This window comes from Parabacteroides goldsteinii (genome assembly GCF_020091425.1).
In the GTDB taxonomy this organism is placed as follows: domain Bacteria; phylum Bacteroidota; class Bacteroidia; order Bacteroidales; family Tannerellaceae; genus Parabacteroides; species Parabacteroides goldsteinii.
In genome coordinates this window covers 5,419,291-5,434,546 of the sequence record NZ_CP081906.1, presented here as the reverse complement: position 1 = coordinate 5,434,546, position 15,256 = coordinate 5,419,291, and the positions used below count along the sequence as shown (strand labels likewise).

At 44.6% G+C, this 15,256-nt stretch carries 13 protein-coding genes and 1 pseudogene; 3 read left to right on the top strand and 11 right to left on the bottom strand.

All coding sequences use genetic code 11. The features are described from left to right. Positions 1–42 precede the first annotated feature (42 nt). The 3 genes from K6V26_RS22660 to K6V26_RS22650 all read right to left on the bottom strand — a co-directional run bounded on the left by K6V26_RS22660 (position 43) and on the right by K6V26_RS22650 (position 3,028). A complete protein-coding gene (locus K6V26_RS22660) occupies positions 43–1,449 on the bottom strand; it encodes an arylsulfatase (protein ID WP_449590794.1) in 1,407 nt (468 codons plus the stop codon). Between the two features lie 320 nt (positions 1,450–1,769). Then, the gene (locus K6V26_RS22655; RefSeq protein ID WP_007657317.1) at positions 1,770–2,078 is read right to left on the bottom strand and encodes a hypothetical protein; all 309 of its coding nucleotides are present in this window, start codon (positions 2,076–2,078) and stop codon (positions 1,770–1,772) included. Beyond that, positions 2,075–3,028 (bottom strand): IS110 family RNA-guided transposase, encoded by a 954-nt coding sequence (locus tag K6V26_RS22650; protein WP_010800681.1) that lies wholly within the window; start codon positions 3,026–3,028, stop codon positions 2,075–2,077. Before K6V26_RS22650 ends, K6V26_RS22655 begins: the two co-directional genes overlap by 4 nt. 290 nt (positions 3,029–3,318) lie before the next feature. Between K6V26_RS22650 and mutS the strand changes: the two genes are divergently transcribed. Next, a complete protein-coding gene (gene mutS, locus K6V26_RS22645) occupies positions 3,319–5,934 on the top strand; it encodes a DNA mismatch repair protein MutS (RefSeq protein WP_394373158.1) in 2,616 nt (871 codons plus the stop codon). Between the two features lie 2 nt (positions 5,935–5,936). On the opposite strand, the gene K6V26_RS22640 is transcribed toward mutS, so the two are convergent. The 7 genes and pseudogenes from K6V26_RS22640 to K6V26_RS22610 all read right to left on the bottom strand — a co-directional run bounded on the left by K6V26_RS22640 (position 5,937) and on the right by K6V26_RS22610 (position 11,584). After that, a complete protein-coding gene (locus K6V26_RS22640) occupies positions 5,937–7,187 on the bottom strand; it encodes an acyloxyacyl hydrolase (RefSeq protein WP_224263939.1) in 1,251 nt (416 codons plus the stop codon). Between the two features lie 107 nt (positions 7,188–7,294). Next, positions 7,295–7,756, bottom strand: coding sequence for a DUF4252 domain-containing protein (locus K6V26_RS22635; RefSeq protein WP_224263938.1), 462 nt, complete (start codon positions 7,754–7,756; stop codon positions 7,295–7,297). Positions 7,757–7,760: 4 nt separating this feature from the next. Further along, complete coding sequence (locus K6V26_RS22630) at positions 7,761–8,162, bottom strand: FecR family protein (RefSeq protein ID WP_009860464.1); 402 nt, start codon at positions 8,160–8,162, stop codon at positions 7,761–7,763. Beyond that, positions 8,152–8,664, bottom strand: a pseudogene (locus K6V26_RS22625) (RNA polymerase sigma factor). The gene K6V26_RS22630 and the pseudogene K6V26_RS22625 overlap by 11 nt, the downstream one beginning before the upstream one ends. Beyond that, positions 8,654–9,103, bottom strand: a complete 450-nt coding sequence (locus tag K6V26_RS22620) for a DUF4252 domain-containing protein (RefSeq protein WP_048314890.1) — start codon at positions 9,101–9,103, stop codon at positions 8,654–8,656. The pseudogene K6V26_RS22625 and the gene K6V26_RS22620 overlap by 11 nt, the downstream one beginning before the upstream one ends. Positions 9,104–9,226: 123 nt before the next feature. Continuing rightward, entirely contained in the window at positions 9,227–10,126 is a 900-nt protein-coding gene (locus K6V26_RS22615; protein WP_224263937.1) for a DMT family transporter, read from the bottom strand. A gap of 237 nt (positions 10,127–10,363) precedes the next feature. Continuing rightward, a complete protein-coding gene (locus K6V26_RS22610; protein WP_224263936.1) occupies positions 10,364–11,584 on the bottom strand; it encodes an MFS transporter in 1,221 nt (406 codons plus the stop codon). A gap of 257 nt (positions 11,585–11,841) precedes the next feature. Between K6V26_RS22610 and K6V26_RS22605 the strand changes: the two genes are divergently transcribed. Together K6V26_RS22605 and glsA are read left to right on the top strand one after the other, a co-directional pair. Next, the gene (locus K6V26_RS22605; RefSeq protein WP_046145854.1) at positions 11,842–13,281 is read left to right on the top strand and encodes a glutamate decarboxylase; all 1,440 of its coding nucleotides are present in this window, start codon (positions 11,842–11,844) and stop codon (positions 13,279–13,281) included. 11 nt (positions 13,282–13,292) lie between these two features. Then, on the top strand, positions 13,293–14,258 hold the full coding sequence (gene glsA, locus K6V26_RS22600) for a glutaminase A (RefSeq protein WP_009860470.1): 966 nt from the start codon (positions 13,293–13,295) through the stop codon (positions 14,256–14,258). 74 nt (positions 14,259–14,332) lie between these two features. Here the strand turns inward: glsA and K6V26_RS22595 are convergent, their stop codons facing one another. Continuing rightward, entirely contained in the window at positions 14,333–15,187 is an 855-nt protein-coding gene (locus tag K6V26_RS22595) for a virulence RhuM family protein (protein WP_224263935.1), read from the bottom strand. Positions 15,188–15,256 lie beyond the last annotated feature (69 nt).

Sequence of the window (15,256 nt, the reverse complement as noted above, 5' to 3'; positions counted from 1 at the left end):
AAGGGATGTCCAAAAGTCGGACATCCCCTATTTTCAATGGTTTTACTTCTTCAGCAACGGCCAGTTCGGGTCTTCGATGTGTTCACGAACCATGATTTCTTTCAGTTCGGCTACTTTTTCAGGATATTTATCCAGGATGTTATGTCTTTCCGAAGGATCGGCTGCTAAGTTATAAAGCTCATAATAAGGCTTATCGCCACGGATGTTCATGTGAACCAGTTTCCACGGACCTTGACGGACAGCCTGACGACCGTTCATTTCCTGAAATTCGAAATACAGGAATTCATGTTCTTTCTGTCCTTTACGGTTTTGAAGCAACGGTAACATGCTTACGCCATCCATCTCTTTCTGTTTAGCTTTCGGGCTGATGATTTCTTCGAATGTAGGCAATACATCCCAGAAAGAACACATAAAGTTTGTTTCTGTTCCCGGTTGGATATGTCCCGGCCATGAGATAATCATCGGCACGCGGATACCGCCTTCATATAAGTCACGTTTGTAGCCACGGTACATACCGTTGCTGTTGAAGAAATCAGGATCAGCGCCACCTTCCATGTGCGGACCGTTGTCGCTGGCGAAAATAATGATTGTATTATCGTATAAACCTTTATCTTTCAGCTTCTGAACAATCTGTCCCACATATACGTCCAGACGATATATCATAGCAGCAAATGTAGCGTGCGGATGAAGCTGTGTGCAATAACCGCCTTTGCGGAAAGCCGGACTGCCCGGTTCTGTTCCTTTGTAAGCCTTTTCGGGATACATGCCACGGAATTTCTTAATAATACTGTCTTCCGGTACGATCAGTTCGGCATGTGGCAGGATAGTCGGATACCACATAAAGAAAGGTTCGTCTTCCTTGAGGTTATCCAGATAATCGAGTGCTTTTGAATGGATAAGATCCTGCGAATAAGTACCTTTTCCGTATTGAACTTCCAATACATTATCTTTTAGTTCCACTCGTTGGTCGTTATCCCACAGGTGGTCGGGATAGTAACTATGTGCCAGCAACTGGCAGTTATATCCGTAGAATGTTTCACAACCCTGGTTTTTAGGATCGCCCGAAGTACCGATATAACCCAATCCCCATTTACCGAAGGCAGAAGTCTTATATCCTGCATCCTGCATTACATGGAAGATGGTGCGGGTACCTTCCGGCAACGGGAATTGTCCTTCCGGGTCGAGTTCTTTGTTTCCCCGAACAGGAGTATGTCCGCTGTGTGTACCGGTCAACAGGCAGGAGCGGGAAGGGGCACTGACAGTCGTTCCCGAATAGCACTGGGTGAAACGCATACCGTTTTGCGCCAGTTGGTCGATGTTCGGAGTTTCAAACTTTTCCTGTCCGTAGCAGCTCAGGTCACCGTATCCCAGGTCATCTGCTAAAATAAATACGATGTTCGGTTTTTTGTCTTTGTTCTTTTGTGCTTGTACAAAAGGAACAGCCAGCATAAAGCCGGAAGCGAGTAATAAAGTTTTTTTCATATGTAAATAAATTGCGCTCCCTATCTCAAGAGAGCCGTTTAAACCATTAATAAATTGATTTTTTTAGAGTTCAGACAAAACAAAAGAGAGCACTTGTATAGATACAAATGCGGTTGGCTATTATCTTTGGGCATTTTATAATTTTACAACAGCTAAGAAAAAAAATTTCATACACGCGTTAAAGGACTCGCAGTCTTGACCGCTTAGCAGTTGAGATCAGTTTCATGAGCGACCTCTTGCTGTTTCTTACGACAACAAGCCAGTAAAAATCGACCTTCTCTATGTTTTTAACCTACTTCTGGGATTGGACCATCATCACGGCTGATTTTAACTTTATAGCCAAGTGCTTCCAGCTCTTTCTTCAAGTAATTTTTCCGTTTCTGCTCCATCCTTTGGTTGAGATATTCCGCACCGAGTTCCTTATACTCACAAGCCTCTTTCAGTACATGCCATACCGATTTCAGGATCGAGTGTCCTACTGCTACTAAAGCCCTCTTTTTCCCTCGACGGGCGGCTAAACGGTGATAACGTGCACTGTAAAAGGTGTTCTTGGTACGGGTGGCTGCCCACGCAGCCTCCGTGATTACGGCTTTCAACTGTTTGTTGCCATGGGTGGTTCTACCACTTTTTTTTTACCTGCGCTCTCGTTATTGCCAGGACAGACACCGGCCCACGAAGCCAGGTGCTTTTCGGTTGGAAAGGCTTCCATATCCACACCTATCTCTGCTATCAGGTCTTCAACCGTTTTCCGGCTAAGTCCGGGGATCTTCTGCAAGAGTTCCATCACATTCTCATAAGGAGATAAAACCTCTTTTATACGGCAGGTAAGGTCAGCTATGATGGCTTTCGTCTGTTCCATATCTTTACGGATGGTCTGCAACATATAGATGTGATGCGGTTCTATAAAGCCTTCACAAGCCTGATAAAGAAGTTCCGGACTGGCTTCAAGTTTTTTATGATAGATGCAAGTTATGTCATCCATTGTTACATGACCCTTATCGATCAACATATCTATCAGCTTGTTCGCCACGACTCCGTCCAGGCTGCACACCACGCTGGAAAGTTTGATGTTACAATCTTCCAGGATACGAACAATACGGTTTTTCTCAGAAGATACATGCTGGATCAACTTGTTACGGTAACGGGTTAAATCACGAAGCTCACGTTGTTCACGCTCCGGGATATAACTCGGTTTCAACAAACCTGCTAAAAGCAGTTTGCAAATCCAGGCACTATCCTTTTTATCCGTTTTGTGCCCGGGAACATACTTGATGTGCCGTGCGTTCACGATCCAGACTTTCATATCAGGACATTCAAGAATCTTATAGACCGGCTTCCAGTAAACACCGGTACTTTCCATGGCTACATGCGTAATGCCACTGGATAATAACCATTCTTTTAATTCTGTCAAAGAACTACTGAAGGTCTTGTAACTGCGGGTTTCAGTTTTGAGACCTTCGCCACTTATCGTAGCAACTACCATGTCCTTGTGGACATCTATTCCACAACCCCGGAGGATGACTTGTTCAAAAGGTACTGTTTTCATTGCATTCGTTTTTTCGAGTGAATGACACTAAAGTAAACAATACCCCCCTATTTACATGCTCTTGGACGAAATTTATTTCATGGATGTTTCATGATTCTAAGATGTTTCTTGTCAGACATGCTGGCAAAGTTATATTTTTTATTTAAAAAGTGTAGGAAAGTTTTCTAATTAATAAAGAAGCTGATGCAAGAGGAGGTTATTTTTCTCTCATAAAAATTTGTACCTTTGTGCGGTTGTAAATAAAATGATAAAAGATATATCCCGTGGCAAAGATCGTTGAAACCCCATTGATGAAGCAGTATTTCGATATAAAGGCGAAACATCCGGATGCTGTACTTCTGTTCCGTGTAGGAGACTTTTACGAAATGTATGGCGAAGACGCCGTGATTGGTGCCGAGATACTGGGAATCGTACAAACAAAAAAAGCCAACGGGCCGGGCCAGTTTATTGAAATGGCCGGATTTCCGCATCATGCCCTCGATACTTATCTTCCCAAGCTGGTCCGTGCCGGTAAACGTGTTGCTATCTGCGACCAGCTGGAAGACCCGAAGATGACTAAGAAGCTGGTGAAACGCGGAGTGACGGAGTTGGTTACACCGGGTGTCTCTATCAACGATAATATCCTGAATCATAAAGAGAATAATTTCCTTGCCGCCATTCATTTCGGTAAGGATGTTTGTGGAATTTCCCTGCTGGATATTTCCACCGGTGAATTTCTGACTGCTGAGGGAACAATCGACTATATCGACAAACTACTCAATAACTTCTCTCCGAAGGAAGTTCTGATCGAGCGTAATAATAAGAAACGTTTCGAAGAAGCCTTCGGTCCCCGTTTCTTTACCTTTGAAATGGAAGACTGGGTATTCTCGGCCGATGCCGCCAACGACCGTCTGTTGAAACATTTCGAAACAAAGAATCTCAAAGGTTTCGGAGTAGAACATCTGAAACTGGGCGTCGTCGCATCGGGAGCAATCCTTTATTATCTGGATCAGACACAACATACACATATTTCGCATATTACAGCATTGTCACGTATTGAAGAAGACCGTTATGTGCGCCTGGATAAGTTTACCGTGCGCAGTCTGGAACTGGTCGGTACGATGAATGACGAAGGAACCAGCTTGCTGGACGTAATCGACAAGACGGTTTCTCCGATGGGTTCACGTATGTTGCGGCGTTGGGTACTTTTCCCGTTGAAAGATGTGAAACCTATTCAGGAACGGCAGAATGTCGTAGATTATTTCTTCCGTCATCCGGAGGTGAAGGAGATACTGGATGAACAAATCGAACAGATCGGTGATCTGGAACGTATTATTTCAAAGGTAGCGGTAGGCCGTGTTTCTCCCCGGGAAGTGGTGCAACTGAAAGTTGCTCTCCGGGCAATCGAACCTATAAAGGAAGCCTGTATGGCCAGCGGCGAACCGAGCCTTTCCCGTGTCGGTGAGCAGTTGAATGCCTGTACCGAAATACGTGACCGTATTGAGAAAGAAATCAATAATGACCCGCCCGCTTTGCTGAATAAAGGAGGTGTGATAGCCAAAGGTATCAATGCAGAACTGGACGAATTGCGTGCCATTGCCTATTCCGGTAAGGATTATTTGTTGCAGGTGCAGCAGCGGGAAAGTGAGAAAACGGGTATTCCGAGTTTGAAGATTGCTTTCAATAATGTATTCGGTTATTATATCGAAGTGCGTAATGCGCATAAAGACAAAGTTCCCGCCGAATGGATACGCAAACAGACGTTGGTAAACGCTGAGCGTTATATCACGGAAGAACTGAAAGAATACGAAGAAAAGATATTAGGAGCGGAAGAAAAGATTCTCGCCCTCGAAAACCGCCTGTTTACCGAATTGGTTACCTGTCTGGCTGAATTTATACCACCTATTCAGGTGAATGCTAATCTGATAGGTCGTCTGGATTGTCTGTTGTCGTTTGCTAAAGTGGCGGAATGTAACCGCTATATCCGTCCGAATGTGGATGATTCGGATGTAATCGACATCAAGTCTGGTCGTCATCCGGTGATCGAAAAACAGTTGCCGTTGGGGGAGGCTTATATTGCCAATGATGTGTATCTGGATAGTGAGAAGCAGCAGATTATTATTATTACCGGTCCGAATATGGCGGGTAAATCAGCGTTGTTACGTCAGACGGCATTAATTACCCTGATGGCGCAGATAGGTTGTTTTGTGCCGGCTGAGTCTGCCCGTATCGGTATGGTAGACAAGATATTTACCCGTGTAGGAGCTTCCGATAATATCTCTGTCGGTGAGTCTACTTTTATGGTAGAGATGAACGAAGCATCGAATATCCTGAACAACATGTCTTCGCGCAGCCTGGTTCTTTTCGATGAGTTGGGCCGCGGAACAAGTACTTACGATGGTATCTCGATTGCTTGGGCGATCGTTGAATATATCCATGAGCATCCGAATGCCCGTGCAAAGACGCTTTTTGCCACTCATTATCATGAATTGAATGAGATGGAACGTTCTTTCAAACGCATCAAAAACTACAATGTTTCGGTGAAAGAGGTTTCAAATAAGGTAATATTCCTGCGTAAACTGGTTCCCGGAGGTAGCGAACATAGTTTCGGTATCCATGTAGCCAAGATGGCCGGTATGCCGAAAAGTATCGTGAAACGTTCCAACGAAATCCTGAAACAACTGGAAACGGATAACCGCCAGGAGGGAATCGATTGCAAGGAGAAAGCTAAAGGTAAGGTAAAAGCGAAACCAGTCAAGGAGATTGCCGCCGCTGCCGAAGGCTTCCAATTGAGTTTCTTCCAATTGGACGACCCCGTATTAAGCCAGGTTCGCGATGAGATCAAGAATCTCGACGTAAACAACCTGACACCTATCGATGCCCTGAACAAGCTAAGCGAGATACGGAAGATCATTACAGGAAAGTAGGTTTACCTGTGGAATGTCGGATATTTATTATGGAACCGGTATCCGATACCCAGCATTAAATAATTGGGAGTATGGAAATTTTGCAGGTTATATCCTACGTGGATAAATGAACTGCGGGTAACTTCAACTTTGAGGGCCAGTACCTGGTATAAACCTTTCAGGTCACCGCCACGATGTATGACATTTCCTCCCAATCCTATTCCGACCGTGAAATAAGGCATGACATATTCTGCCCGGGCAGAAAGTCCCAACGCCATCTGGTAACTGAGAGGCGGCCTGTAGAAGCGGTCGGACGAAGAATATTCGTCGGCATAAATATTGGCGCTCTCATCATAAACGCCATCCAATGATACTCCGGCGCGGAAGTTATATCCGAAGTTGTACATCGGGTTTATATTGAATCCCGCTACAGCAAAAGCACCGGGGGCAGCAATTTGTCCTTCTCCTACATAAACACCTTTCCGCCGCCAGGAACCGAATAAGACCACATCATAACTGATATGACGGGGAAAGCGGGGGACAGGAGGCTGGAATAAAGGACGGGAAAGACATTCATCCTTCCTGTTGATGTTATATACTAATCCGATTTTTAATCCGATCGTGTTCAGTCCGGCATTCGGGAACCTTGTGTTACCGTTCGAGAAATGCGTCAAATCGACTCCGGCTGTCAGGTCTATTTCTTTTGAAAGGATATAGTCCAGATAGAAATTCGTATTGATATAAGCATTGATTTTCGAACCTATCACCTTATTATACCGGTTTTCAACTTCATCGAAAGGTTTCCAGCCGAAAGATGCGCCGAAGTTCCATTCGTAATTGAGTGACAAACGTGGATTGAATCGTTTGATGCGGGCTCCCTGGAAAACGTAGACAGCTATCGGATTTCCCAGTTCTTCCTTATTCTGGAACGAGTATCCCGATAATCCGATACCTTGGTAGGAGCCTCTGTAAATCCGGTCAGTATAACTGTTCGGATAGTATTGGAACGAGTATTTTAAATGTGCGGAGACAGACCGCCGGATGGGTTCCATTTCCGTATTCTCTCCTTTCAGGAAAGAATTGGTAGGAAAAATATAAGTCGGCCGCACGTCGAAACCTAACCGATGGATTAAACGACGTGAATAGGATACGGAATCCGTTATATCCCCCGATGCGTTTTTATGTGCTCCTTCATCAGCTAATGCAATGGCGGATGAAAAACACATTGCAATCAGGATAATCAGTACATTCAACCTCTCTGTTCCACTTTTCATACGTTACTCTGCTCGTTTGTTATTTGATAGATAATCAAGGTAAATCCCTTATATTCCGCAAATATAACATTTTAGAGCATTTACTATGGTCTATAATCGCTTCATTTTTACTTATTCATTTCTTTTGTGATCTCTTGAATGTCCTGGAGGGTGAAGTTACCCAATAACTGGATTACGTTGAAGCTATTGTCCGTATCGGCCAACATGATCATTTCGCTTATCAGGTCTCCTTTCTGTTTGACATAGAAGGTGGCGCGTGTCTTGCCGTCTTTCACCCGCATCAGTTCCTGGTGGTCTTTACTGATCAGCTTTTTGAAATCATCACGCATTTTTTCCTTTATGCTGTTGTTCTCGGTGGTGAGGACTTGCAGACCTTCTATTTTCCCTTTCAGGTTCATCAGGTTGAGGCCGTTTGTTTCGATCTTGGGCATCATCTGGAACATGGCTTTTGAGATATAGACGGAGGTGACGTTATCTATTTCGGAATATTTGTCGAAAAGTTTGTTCTGGGCAAAGCAAATGCTTGTGCAGCACAGAAAGAGAATGAGCAATATATTTTTAGTTTTCATCTTGTTAATCTTTTAAATGTTTATTCAGTATTTTGTTTACTTTATTCATTTCCTGTTGGGCTTCATTCACTTGTTCGATTCCCTTATTCAGGTTTACAGACATGAAAGCGAGTGCTTTCTGGGCGGCCATGGCGGCTTCTTGCGGATTGGTATACGTATCTGCCAGTTGATGTTCCTCATTGGGGGTAGTAAACTGGAAGATGCCTATGCATAACAGTGCTACGGCAGCGGCTCCGCTGAGCCAGTAGAGAGAACGGCGGCGGAAAGATGAACGGATCGTTTCCTTCTTTTCGGCGGCGGCCCAGGCATCTATCTGCTGCTCCAACCGTTCGGAAAGTCCTTCCGGTAACGTTTGATCCTCCCGGAGGACCTTGTTGATTAATTCATCTATCTGTTTATCGTTCATATTCGTATAATTTTTCAAATTGTTCCCTGATTACTTTTCGTGCCCGGGAAAGTAGCACACGTACATTTACGGCATTCAGGCCGGTTATCTGTTCTATTTCATCCATCGAGCAATCGTCGATTCCCCGGAGACGGAGTACCTGCCGCTGGTTTTCGGGTAAACGGTTGATCAGCTGCCGGATTTGTTATTCCTTGTCTTTCGTTTCCAGTTCCTTTTCCGGTGAAGAATCGGTTGCCAGCGTAAATACACTTTCTATTTCTTCTTCCCGCCGGTTGGCACGTGGGGAACGAAGGAAATCGAGAGAGAGGTTCTTGACCAGGGTCACACAGAAGGCTTCGGGATTCTCTATGTCGGGCAGTTCGTCCCGTTTGTTCCATAATTTGAAGTAAGCATCCTGAAGGATATCTTCTGCATCGGCTTTATTCTCAACAAGTGCGTAGGCGATCCGGAAAAGCTTGGGGTGGAAGGAGAGGAACTTTCGTTTGAAGTTCTCAGCATCCATTCCCATGATCTTTCATCACTTTTTCTATGTCGGATGGTTTGATCTTACCTTTGATGCGTACCAGGGCATTGCTGTTGCCGGTGGTGAGGACTACCATTTCGCGGATCATGTCTTTTTCGATACGTACCATGACCTTTGTGCGACTACCTTTTTCGTTGGAGGTGACCATTGTCTCGAAGTCGGGGTCTTTCAGTTCCTTGATCGCTTTTTCGAAACGTTGTTTTACATCGCTGTTACAACTGCCGAACTCGAGGACTTCGATGCCGTTTACGCCCATTGTTTCAGTGAACAGACTGGCAAGTTTCATAGTGATATTGCCTATTTTGACATGGTTGATCTGTTCTATTTTGGAGAACTCGTTGAACAATTGGTTCATTGTCTGGCTGTTTCCTGCCTGGCAGATCAAGATCAGCGCCAGGATAACAAAGTATCGTTTCATCTTTCTATTGTATTAAATGATTACTAATTCTGTTTGTTTCCGCCTTTCCTCGTGCGCACTTCGGAGAGGCTTCATAAGATAGACGGGAACAAAGAATAAGTTGTTACAAAGAAAGGGAAAAAATTATCTTTTATCTTTGCTTTCCGCTATTTCAACGAAATAGACGCTCGAACAGATCAGTGCGATGGCGATCATCTGATACCAGCTGAAACGGTCCTGCCCGATGGAAAGGGAGACGATGGTGGCAACAATCAATATAATGTAGCCGTAGAGGGCAACCAGCGTAGTACTCAGATATTTCAGGCCTATCGGAATGAGTAGATAACTGATTGTGGTGGGAAAGATAAGGACAAACATCAGGACAAGGAAAGGCGTCCATTCGAAATGACTGAACAGATGGCCGTCGAAACCGGTAAAAGCCATCACGATCAGAGAGGAAACAGCTGCTCCGAGAAAACTATAGCGTAACATATTGAGCGAACTGACTTTTCCCAATACTACATTGCTTACGATCAGATAAGCAGCATAGGCTATAGAACTGATCAAACAGAGCATATTACCCGTAAAAGCATCGGAAGCCAAATCGTCGCTTTTCTGCGTCAGGATGCAAAGCAGTGCGCCGCTCAAGCCGATCGCGATACCGATTATCTTCATCGCCGTAATACGTTCCCGTAGGAAAATGACGGAAAGGATGAATACCCAAATCGGTTGCAGGCTGCTGAACAGCGAACTGGAGACCGGTGTTGTTTTGCTGACTCCAAGCAAATAAAAGAACATGAAACCATATAATCCGATCGCTCCCAGCAGGAACAGGGTTATCTTCTCCCGCCGGGTTGTTTTCTCTTGTTTCCAGAATATACTGATGATCCAGAATACAATGGCGGCGAATACACAACGAAACATAACTCCTGTCAGCGGAGCAATCCATAAGGGTAGGAGATATTTGAGGGCATTCGCATTCAAACCGCTGAAGGTTTTGGATACGATCATACTTAGGTTGGCTTCTGTCTTTTTATTCTTCATATTATTGGCGTTTTAATGATTAAAAATCGGATGTAAAGGCTTCTTAGGCCTAGGAAATGGCATTTGAATGGTGAAAGTGGCTTCCCGAGGCCTCGGAAATAACTTTTCAATAGTGAAAGTGGCTTTCTTAGGCCTAGGAAACCGACTTTAAACGTTGAAAAGTCGTTTCTGCTTTTCCGGAAGTCAACTTTCACCATGTAAATGCCATTTCCGGAAATGTTGAAGCCGTTACATCATCTAAAACTTATCGTTAAACAGGAACGAATCCTGTTTGATATAAGCCCAAACAGCAGCAGCCAGTGCAATGATCATATTGAATATGAAAGCGAACTGTTGTGTTTCTATGTGGAGCATATCTTTGAATACATTGATGATAAACGGGCATAACAGGATGGCCAGGTAATTCATTGCCATCACAAAAGCCAGTGCCAGTGTTACTTTCGATGGAATAGCCGTGCGGGTCGTCTTGTCGTAAGCGATTGGCTGGATAACGCCATAGGCAAATCCGGTAAAGATACAGCCTAAGCCGATCAGCCATTCCGTTCTTGAAATCAGGATCAGTAGCATACCCAGAGCGATCGAGAGCAAACAATAGAATTTCGTCTTTTTGCCCAGGAGGTCGACGATCTGGTTCAAGATAAATCCCGGAGCCATGATAGCCAGGAAAAACAGCGAGATCATGATACCTGAATTACCGCTGGTGAAATGGTATTCTTTCATCAGGAAGGGCAGGTTGAAGCTGACTATGATGACCAAATAAGTCGCCAGTCCGTAGAACCCCATGATCTGTATCAGGTGTTTAACCTGTATGCCCAGTTTTCCGAATGTGGGATCAGCAGTAATAGTTTTGTTTTTCTCCGAAACTGTTGCATGAACGGGTAGGGGATCGATATTCTTTTTCAGATAGAACGACAGCACGATCGAGATCAACGGAAATAGATAAACCAGGAACGGCAGATGCCAGTTCACCTCCGCCAAATAACCGGTCAGGATGGTTGCCAGGACCAGTGTAACGTTGGTGATGGCGGAACTCAGACCGAACTGCTTTGTCCGGTATGCCCCGACGAAAAACCGTGAAATTAAGCCGGTCGATAGCGGAACAATCAGTCCCGAACCGATGCCCAGCAGGGCGCTTACTGCAATCAGCTGCCACATCTTGGTTGACAGCAGATACAATACTCCGCTGACGGCGAAGATGCTCAACCCGATTTGTAACAACCAGATGTTGTTGACCTTTTCCGTCAGCTTCCCCGATAATATAATAAAAGGTATAATCAGCAGCGAAGGCAGAGATGATAACATTTGTATATCCAGCTCCGTCGAGTGGGGGAATATGGCGGACAATTTTCCCAGGATAGGAGAGACCGCCAATCCCGGTAGTGCATTCAGCGCCGAAATCGACCATATACCTATTAATGTAATAAGGGGTATCGTCCCCTGTCCGGTTTTTATTCTCATAATTAAATAGCTGTTTTATAAGACAAAAAACAATTCTTATGGCTGAATGTTCATTTTAACAGAATTGTCATCTGCGTGCCATTAACGAACTTATTACTGTTTTCTCTCATTTTAAATAACATTGTTTTAATAAACCCCAAATATTCCCTCATTAACCAAAATCGAAGAACAATTCTTTTCAGAGGCTGTTTTTGCACTACAAATCGACGCACGAATGTCGGTTGCGCCAATTCTTAATAATTTAAAAACAAAAAGACATGAAAGATTCAAGTTTTAGAGAAGGTGATGCCAAAACCGCGATTTTTGGCTCGAATGCAATGTTGCATCCCGCTCCAGTAGATGTAATCCCTGATGGTCCGACCACTCCGGAGATTGCTTATCAGATGGTAAAAGACGAAACTTTCGCCCAGACACAGCCCCGTCTGAACCTGGCTACATTCGTTACCACCTGGATGGATGATTATGCAACAAAGTTGATGAACGAAGCAATTAACATCAACTATATCGACGAAACTGAGTATCCGCGTATTGCTGTGATGAATGCTAAATGTATCAACATCATGGCTAACCTGTGGAACAGCCCCGAACAGGCACAGTGGAAAGCCGGAGCCTTGGCTATCGGTTCTTCCGAAGCATGTATGTTGGGTGGTGTTGCCGCCTGGTTGCGTTGGCGCGAAAGAAGAATAGCACAGGGCAAACCGACCGACAAACCTAACTTCGTTATCTCTGCCGGATTCCAGGTAGTATGGGAAAAATTCGCCCAGCTGTGGCAGATCGAAATGCGCCAGGTGCCATTGACACAAGAACATATCACACTCGACCCGCAGGAAGCCCTGAAGTATTGTGATGAAAACACCATCTGTATCGTCCCCATCCAGGGTGTTACCTGGACAGGTCTGAACGACGATGTGGAAGCCTTGGACGCTGCACTCGACGCATACAATGCAAAGACAGGCTACGATATTCCTATCCATGTGGATGCCGCTTCCGGTGGTTTCATCCTGCCGTTCCTGAAACCGGAACTGAAATGGGACTTCCGCCTGAAATGGGTACTTTCCATCAGTACTTCCGGCCATAAATTCGGTCTGGTATATCCGGGTCTGGGTTGGGTTGTCTGGAAAGATAAAAAATACCTGCCGGGCTCCATGTCTTTCAGTGTAAATTATTTAGGTGCAAACATCACTCAGGTCGGTTTGAACTTCTCTCGTCCTGCCGCTCAGATTCTGGGACAATACTATCAGTTCATCCGTCTCGGATTCCAGGGTTACAAGGAAGTACAGCAGAACAGTATGGCTGTAGCCGACTACCTGCATGCTGAAATCGGCAAGATGGCTCCGTTCCAGAACTACAGCAAAGATGTTGTGAACCCATTGTTCATCTGGTATCTGAAACCGGATTATGCTAAATCAGCTAAATGGACACTGTACGATTTGCAGGATAAACTGAAACAGAGCGGATGGATGGTTCCGGCTTATACATTGCCTGAAAACCTCGAAAACTGGGTCGTTATGCGTATCGTTGTCCGTCAGGGCTTCAGCCGCGACATGGCAGACCAGTTACTGGGCGACATCAGCAATGCGATCACCGACCTGGAAAAACTGGAATATCCGACCCCGACCCGTATCGCACAGGACAGACAACAGGCTGTAAAAGGCTCTGTCTTCACTCATACCGGCTGTCCTAAATCAACTAAATAATTTGTTTGGGTATGGATAAAAAGATTTCCGTTTCACAAATAAAAGAAGTGGCCCAGGAAGCCTATGAAATGTTCAAGACGAACACAGGCGGTAAGAATGCCGATTACATTCCTTATCTGGCAAATATAGATAAGAACTTGTTCGGTATCAGTATCTGCCTGATGGACGGTACACTCATCCAGTTAGGCGATTCCGAATATCGTTTCGGCATAGAATCCGTCTCAAAGGTACATACCGCCGTGTTGGCATTGCGCCAGTACGGTGCACAGAAATTGTTGGAAATGATTGGTGCCGATGCAACCGGACTGCCTTTCAACTCCATCATGGCTATCCTGCTGGAGAAAGACCATCCGTCTACTCCGTTGGTCAATGCCGGTGCAATCACTGCCTGTAGTATGGTTCAGCCGATAGGCGACTCGGCAAAGAAATGGGACGCCATCGTTGCCAATATTACCGACCTTTGCGGCAGTGCGCCTCAGCTGATCGACGAATTGTACAAATCGGAATCGGCTACCAACTTCAACAACCGCTCCATTGCCTGGTTACTGAAGAACTACAACCGTATCTACGATGACCCGGATATGTCGCTCGACCTGTATACCCGTCAGTGTTCGCTGGGAATCACAGCTGCCCAATTGTCTGTCTGCGGAGCAACGATTGCCAACGACGGCCTGAACCCGGTATCCAAAAAGCAAATATTCGACGGTTCATTGTCACCGAAGATTACTTCGCTGATTGCCACCGTAGGTTTCTACGAACATACCGGCGACTGGTTGTACACCTCCGGTATCCCTGCAAAAACAGGTGTAGGCGGTGGTGTGATGGGTGTGATGCCCGGCCTGTTCGGTATCTCAGCCTTTGCCCCTCCAATTGACAGCGCGGGTAATTCTGTAAAAGCACAATTGGCCATCAAATATATAATGAATAAACTGGGTCTGTCCATTTTCAATGGCGACCGGGTAACAATAACTGAATAACAAACAGTTTATTCTTTTAATTGGCAAGCCTCTTCGCCTCTCGTTCAGAGGGCGGGAGGCTTGTTTGGTTGATACTATAAATGATTCAGTAGCTCTTTTATATCTAATTGTAATCGGGAGAAAGCGAACCATTTTTTGCCTAAATCTTTCAATGAGGCACCAATATGGTATAGTTCTTTCTCATCGATAATAAGAAAACGGTCGTGTGATTGCCGAAACAAACGGATATCGATCGGTTCATATTGCGAGTTATGACATTGTAAATCCAGCGATAATTGTTTAGAAATCTGTGCTGTATAAATGGTTACTTTTACTCCGGGGAGTCGTTTGGTAAAGAGAGTAAGAACCTTGTCATCTATATAGTTATCGATCAGGATAAGAGATTTCGTTGCTGTACGGATCAAATCAGCGGCGAATGTGTAAGCATCGAACAATTGTCCGTCATAAAAGACCCCCTCAACCGGAGGCAACGATGTTTTAATGAAGAAGTCGATCTTTTGGTCATGTTCGGTAAGTTTTTGACTTTGTTCAACCAAAGCATGTTCCATGCGATCCATTCTTTGGTTAATGGAATATCCCTTCAGTAAATAATTCCGGAGCACCTGGGTTGCCCATTGGCGAAATGAGGTTGCATTCTTGGAGTTGACTCTGTAACCTACAGATAAGATTGCATCCAAGTTATAATACTTTGTTTGATAGGACTGTTTTCCGTCGTTACCCATATGTTCCAAAATGGAACATGTGTCTGTTTCACTTAATTCTCCTGAGATATAAATATTATTCAGATGCTTGGTAATAGCAGGACGTTTTGTTCCGAATAACTCAGCAATTTGAGCTTGTGTCAACCAAACTGTTTCGTCTTGCAGTCTGACTTCTAACCGTAAAGTGGATTGAGGTTGATAAACGATGATTTCATCTTTGTCTTTCATAATTAATCTGTTTTGATTGTTAATATGAAGGCAAAGATATTATTTTCAATTGATATACAATACGGTTTG

Bases quoted from the DNA above. Each gene is read 5' to 3' on its own strand.
- K6V26_RS22660 (WP_449590794.1), bottom strand. From the start codon at position 1,449: ATGCTGGCTGTTCCTTTTGTACAAGCACAAAAGAACAAAGACAAAAAA.
- K6V26_RS22650 (WP_010800681.1), bottom strand. From the start codon at position 3,028: ATGAAAACAGTACCTTTTGAACAAGTCATCCTCCGGGGTTGTGGAATA.
- mutS (WP_394373158.1), top strand. From the start codon at position 3,319: ATGAAGCAGTATTTCGATATAAAGGCGAAACATCCGGATGCTGTACTT.
- K6V26_RS22640 (WP_224263939.1), bottom strand. From the start codon at position 7,187: ATGAAAAGTGGAACAGAGAGGTTGAATGTACTGATTATCCTGATTGCA.
- K6V26_RS22635 (WP_224263938.1), bottom strand. From the start codon at position 7,756: ATGAAAACTAAAAATATATTGCTCATTCTCTTTCTGTGCTGCACAAGC.
- K6V26_RS22630 (WP_009860464.1), bottom strand. From the start codon at position 8,162: ATGAACGATAAACAGATAGATGAATTAATCAACAAGGTCCTCCGGGAG.
- K6V26_RS22620 (WP_048314890.1), bottom strand. From the start codon at position 9,103: ATGAAACGATACTTTGTTATCCTGGCGCTGATCTTGATCTGCCAGGCA.
- K6V26_RS22615 (WP_224263937.1), bottom strand. From the start codon at position 10,126: ATGAAGAATAAAAAGACAGAAGCCAACCTAAGTATGATCGTATCCAAA.
- K6V26_RS22610 (WP_224263936.1), bottom strand. From the start codon at position 11,584: ATGAGAATAAAAACCGGACAGGGGACGATACCCCTTATTACATTAATA.
- K6V26_RS22605 (WP_046145854.1), top strand. From the start codon at position 11,842: ATGAAAGATTCAAGTTTTAGAGAAGGTGATGCCAAAACCGCGATTTTT.
- glsA (WP_009860470.1), top strand. From the start codon at position 13,293: ATGGATAAAAAGATTTCCGTTTCACAAATAAAAGAAGTGGCCCAGGAA.
- K6V26_RS22595 (WP_224263935.1), bottom strand. From the start codon at position 15,187: ATGAAAGACAAAGATGAAATCATCGTTTATCAACCTCAATCCACTTTA.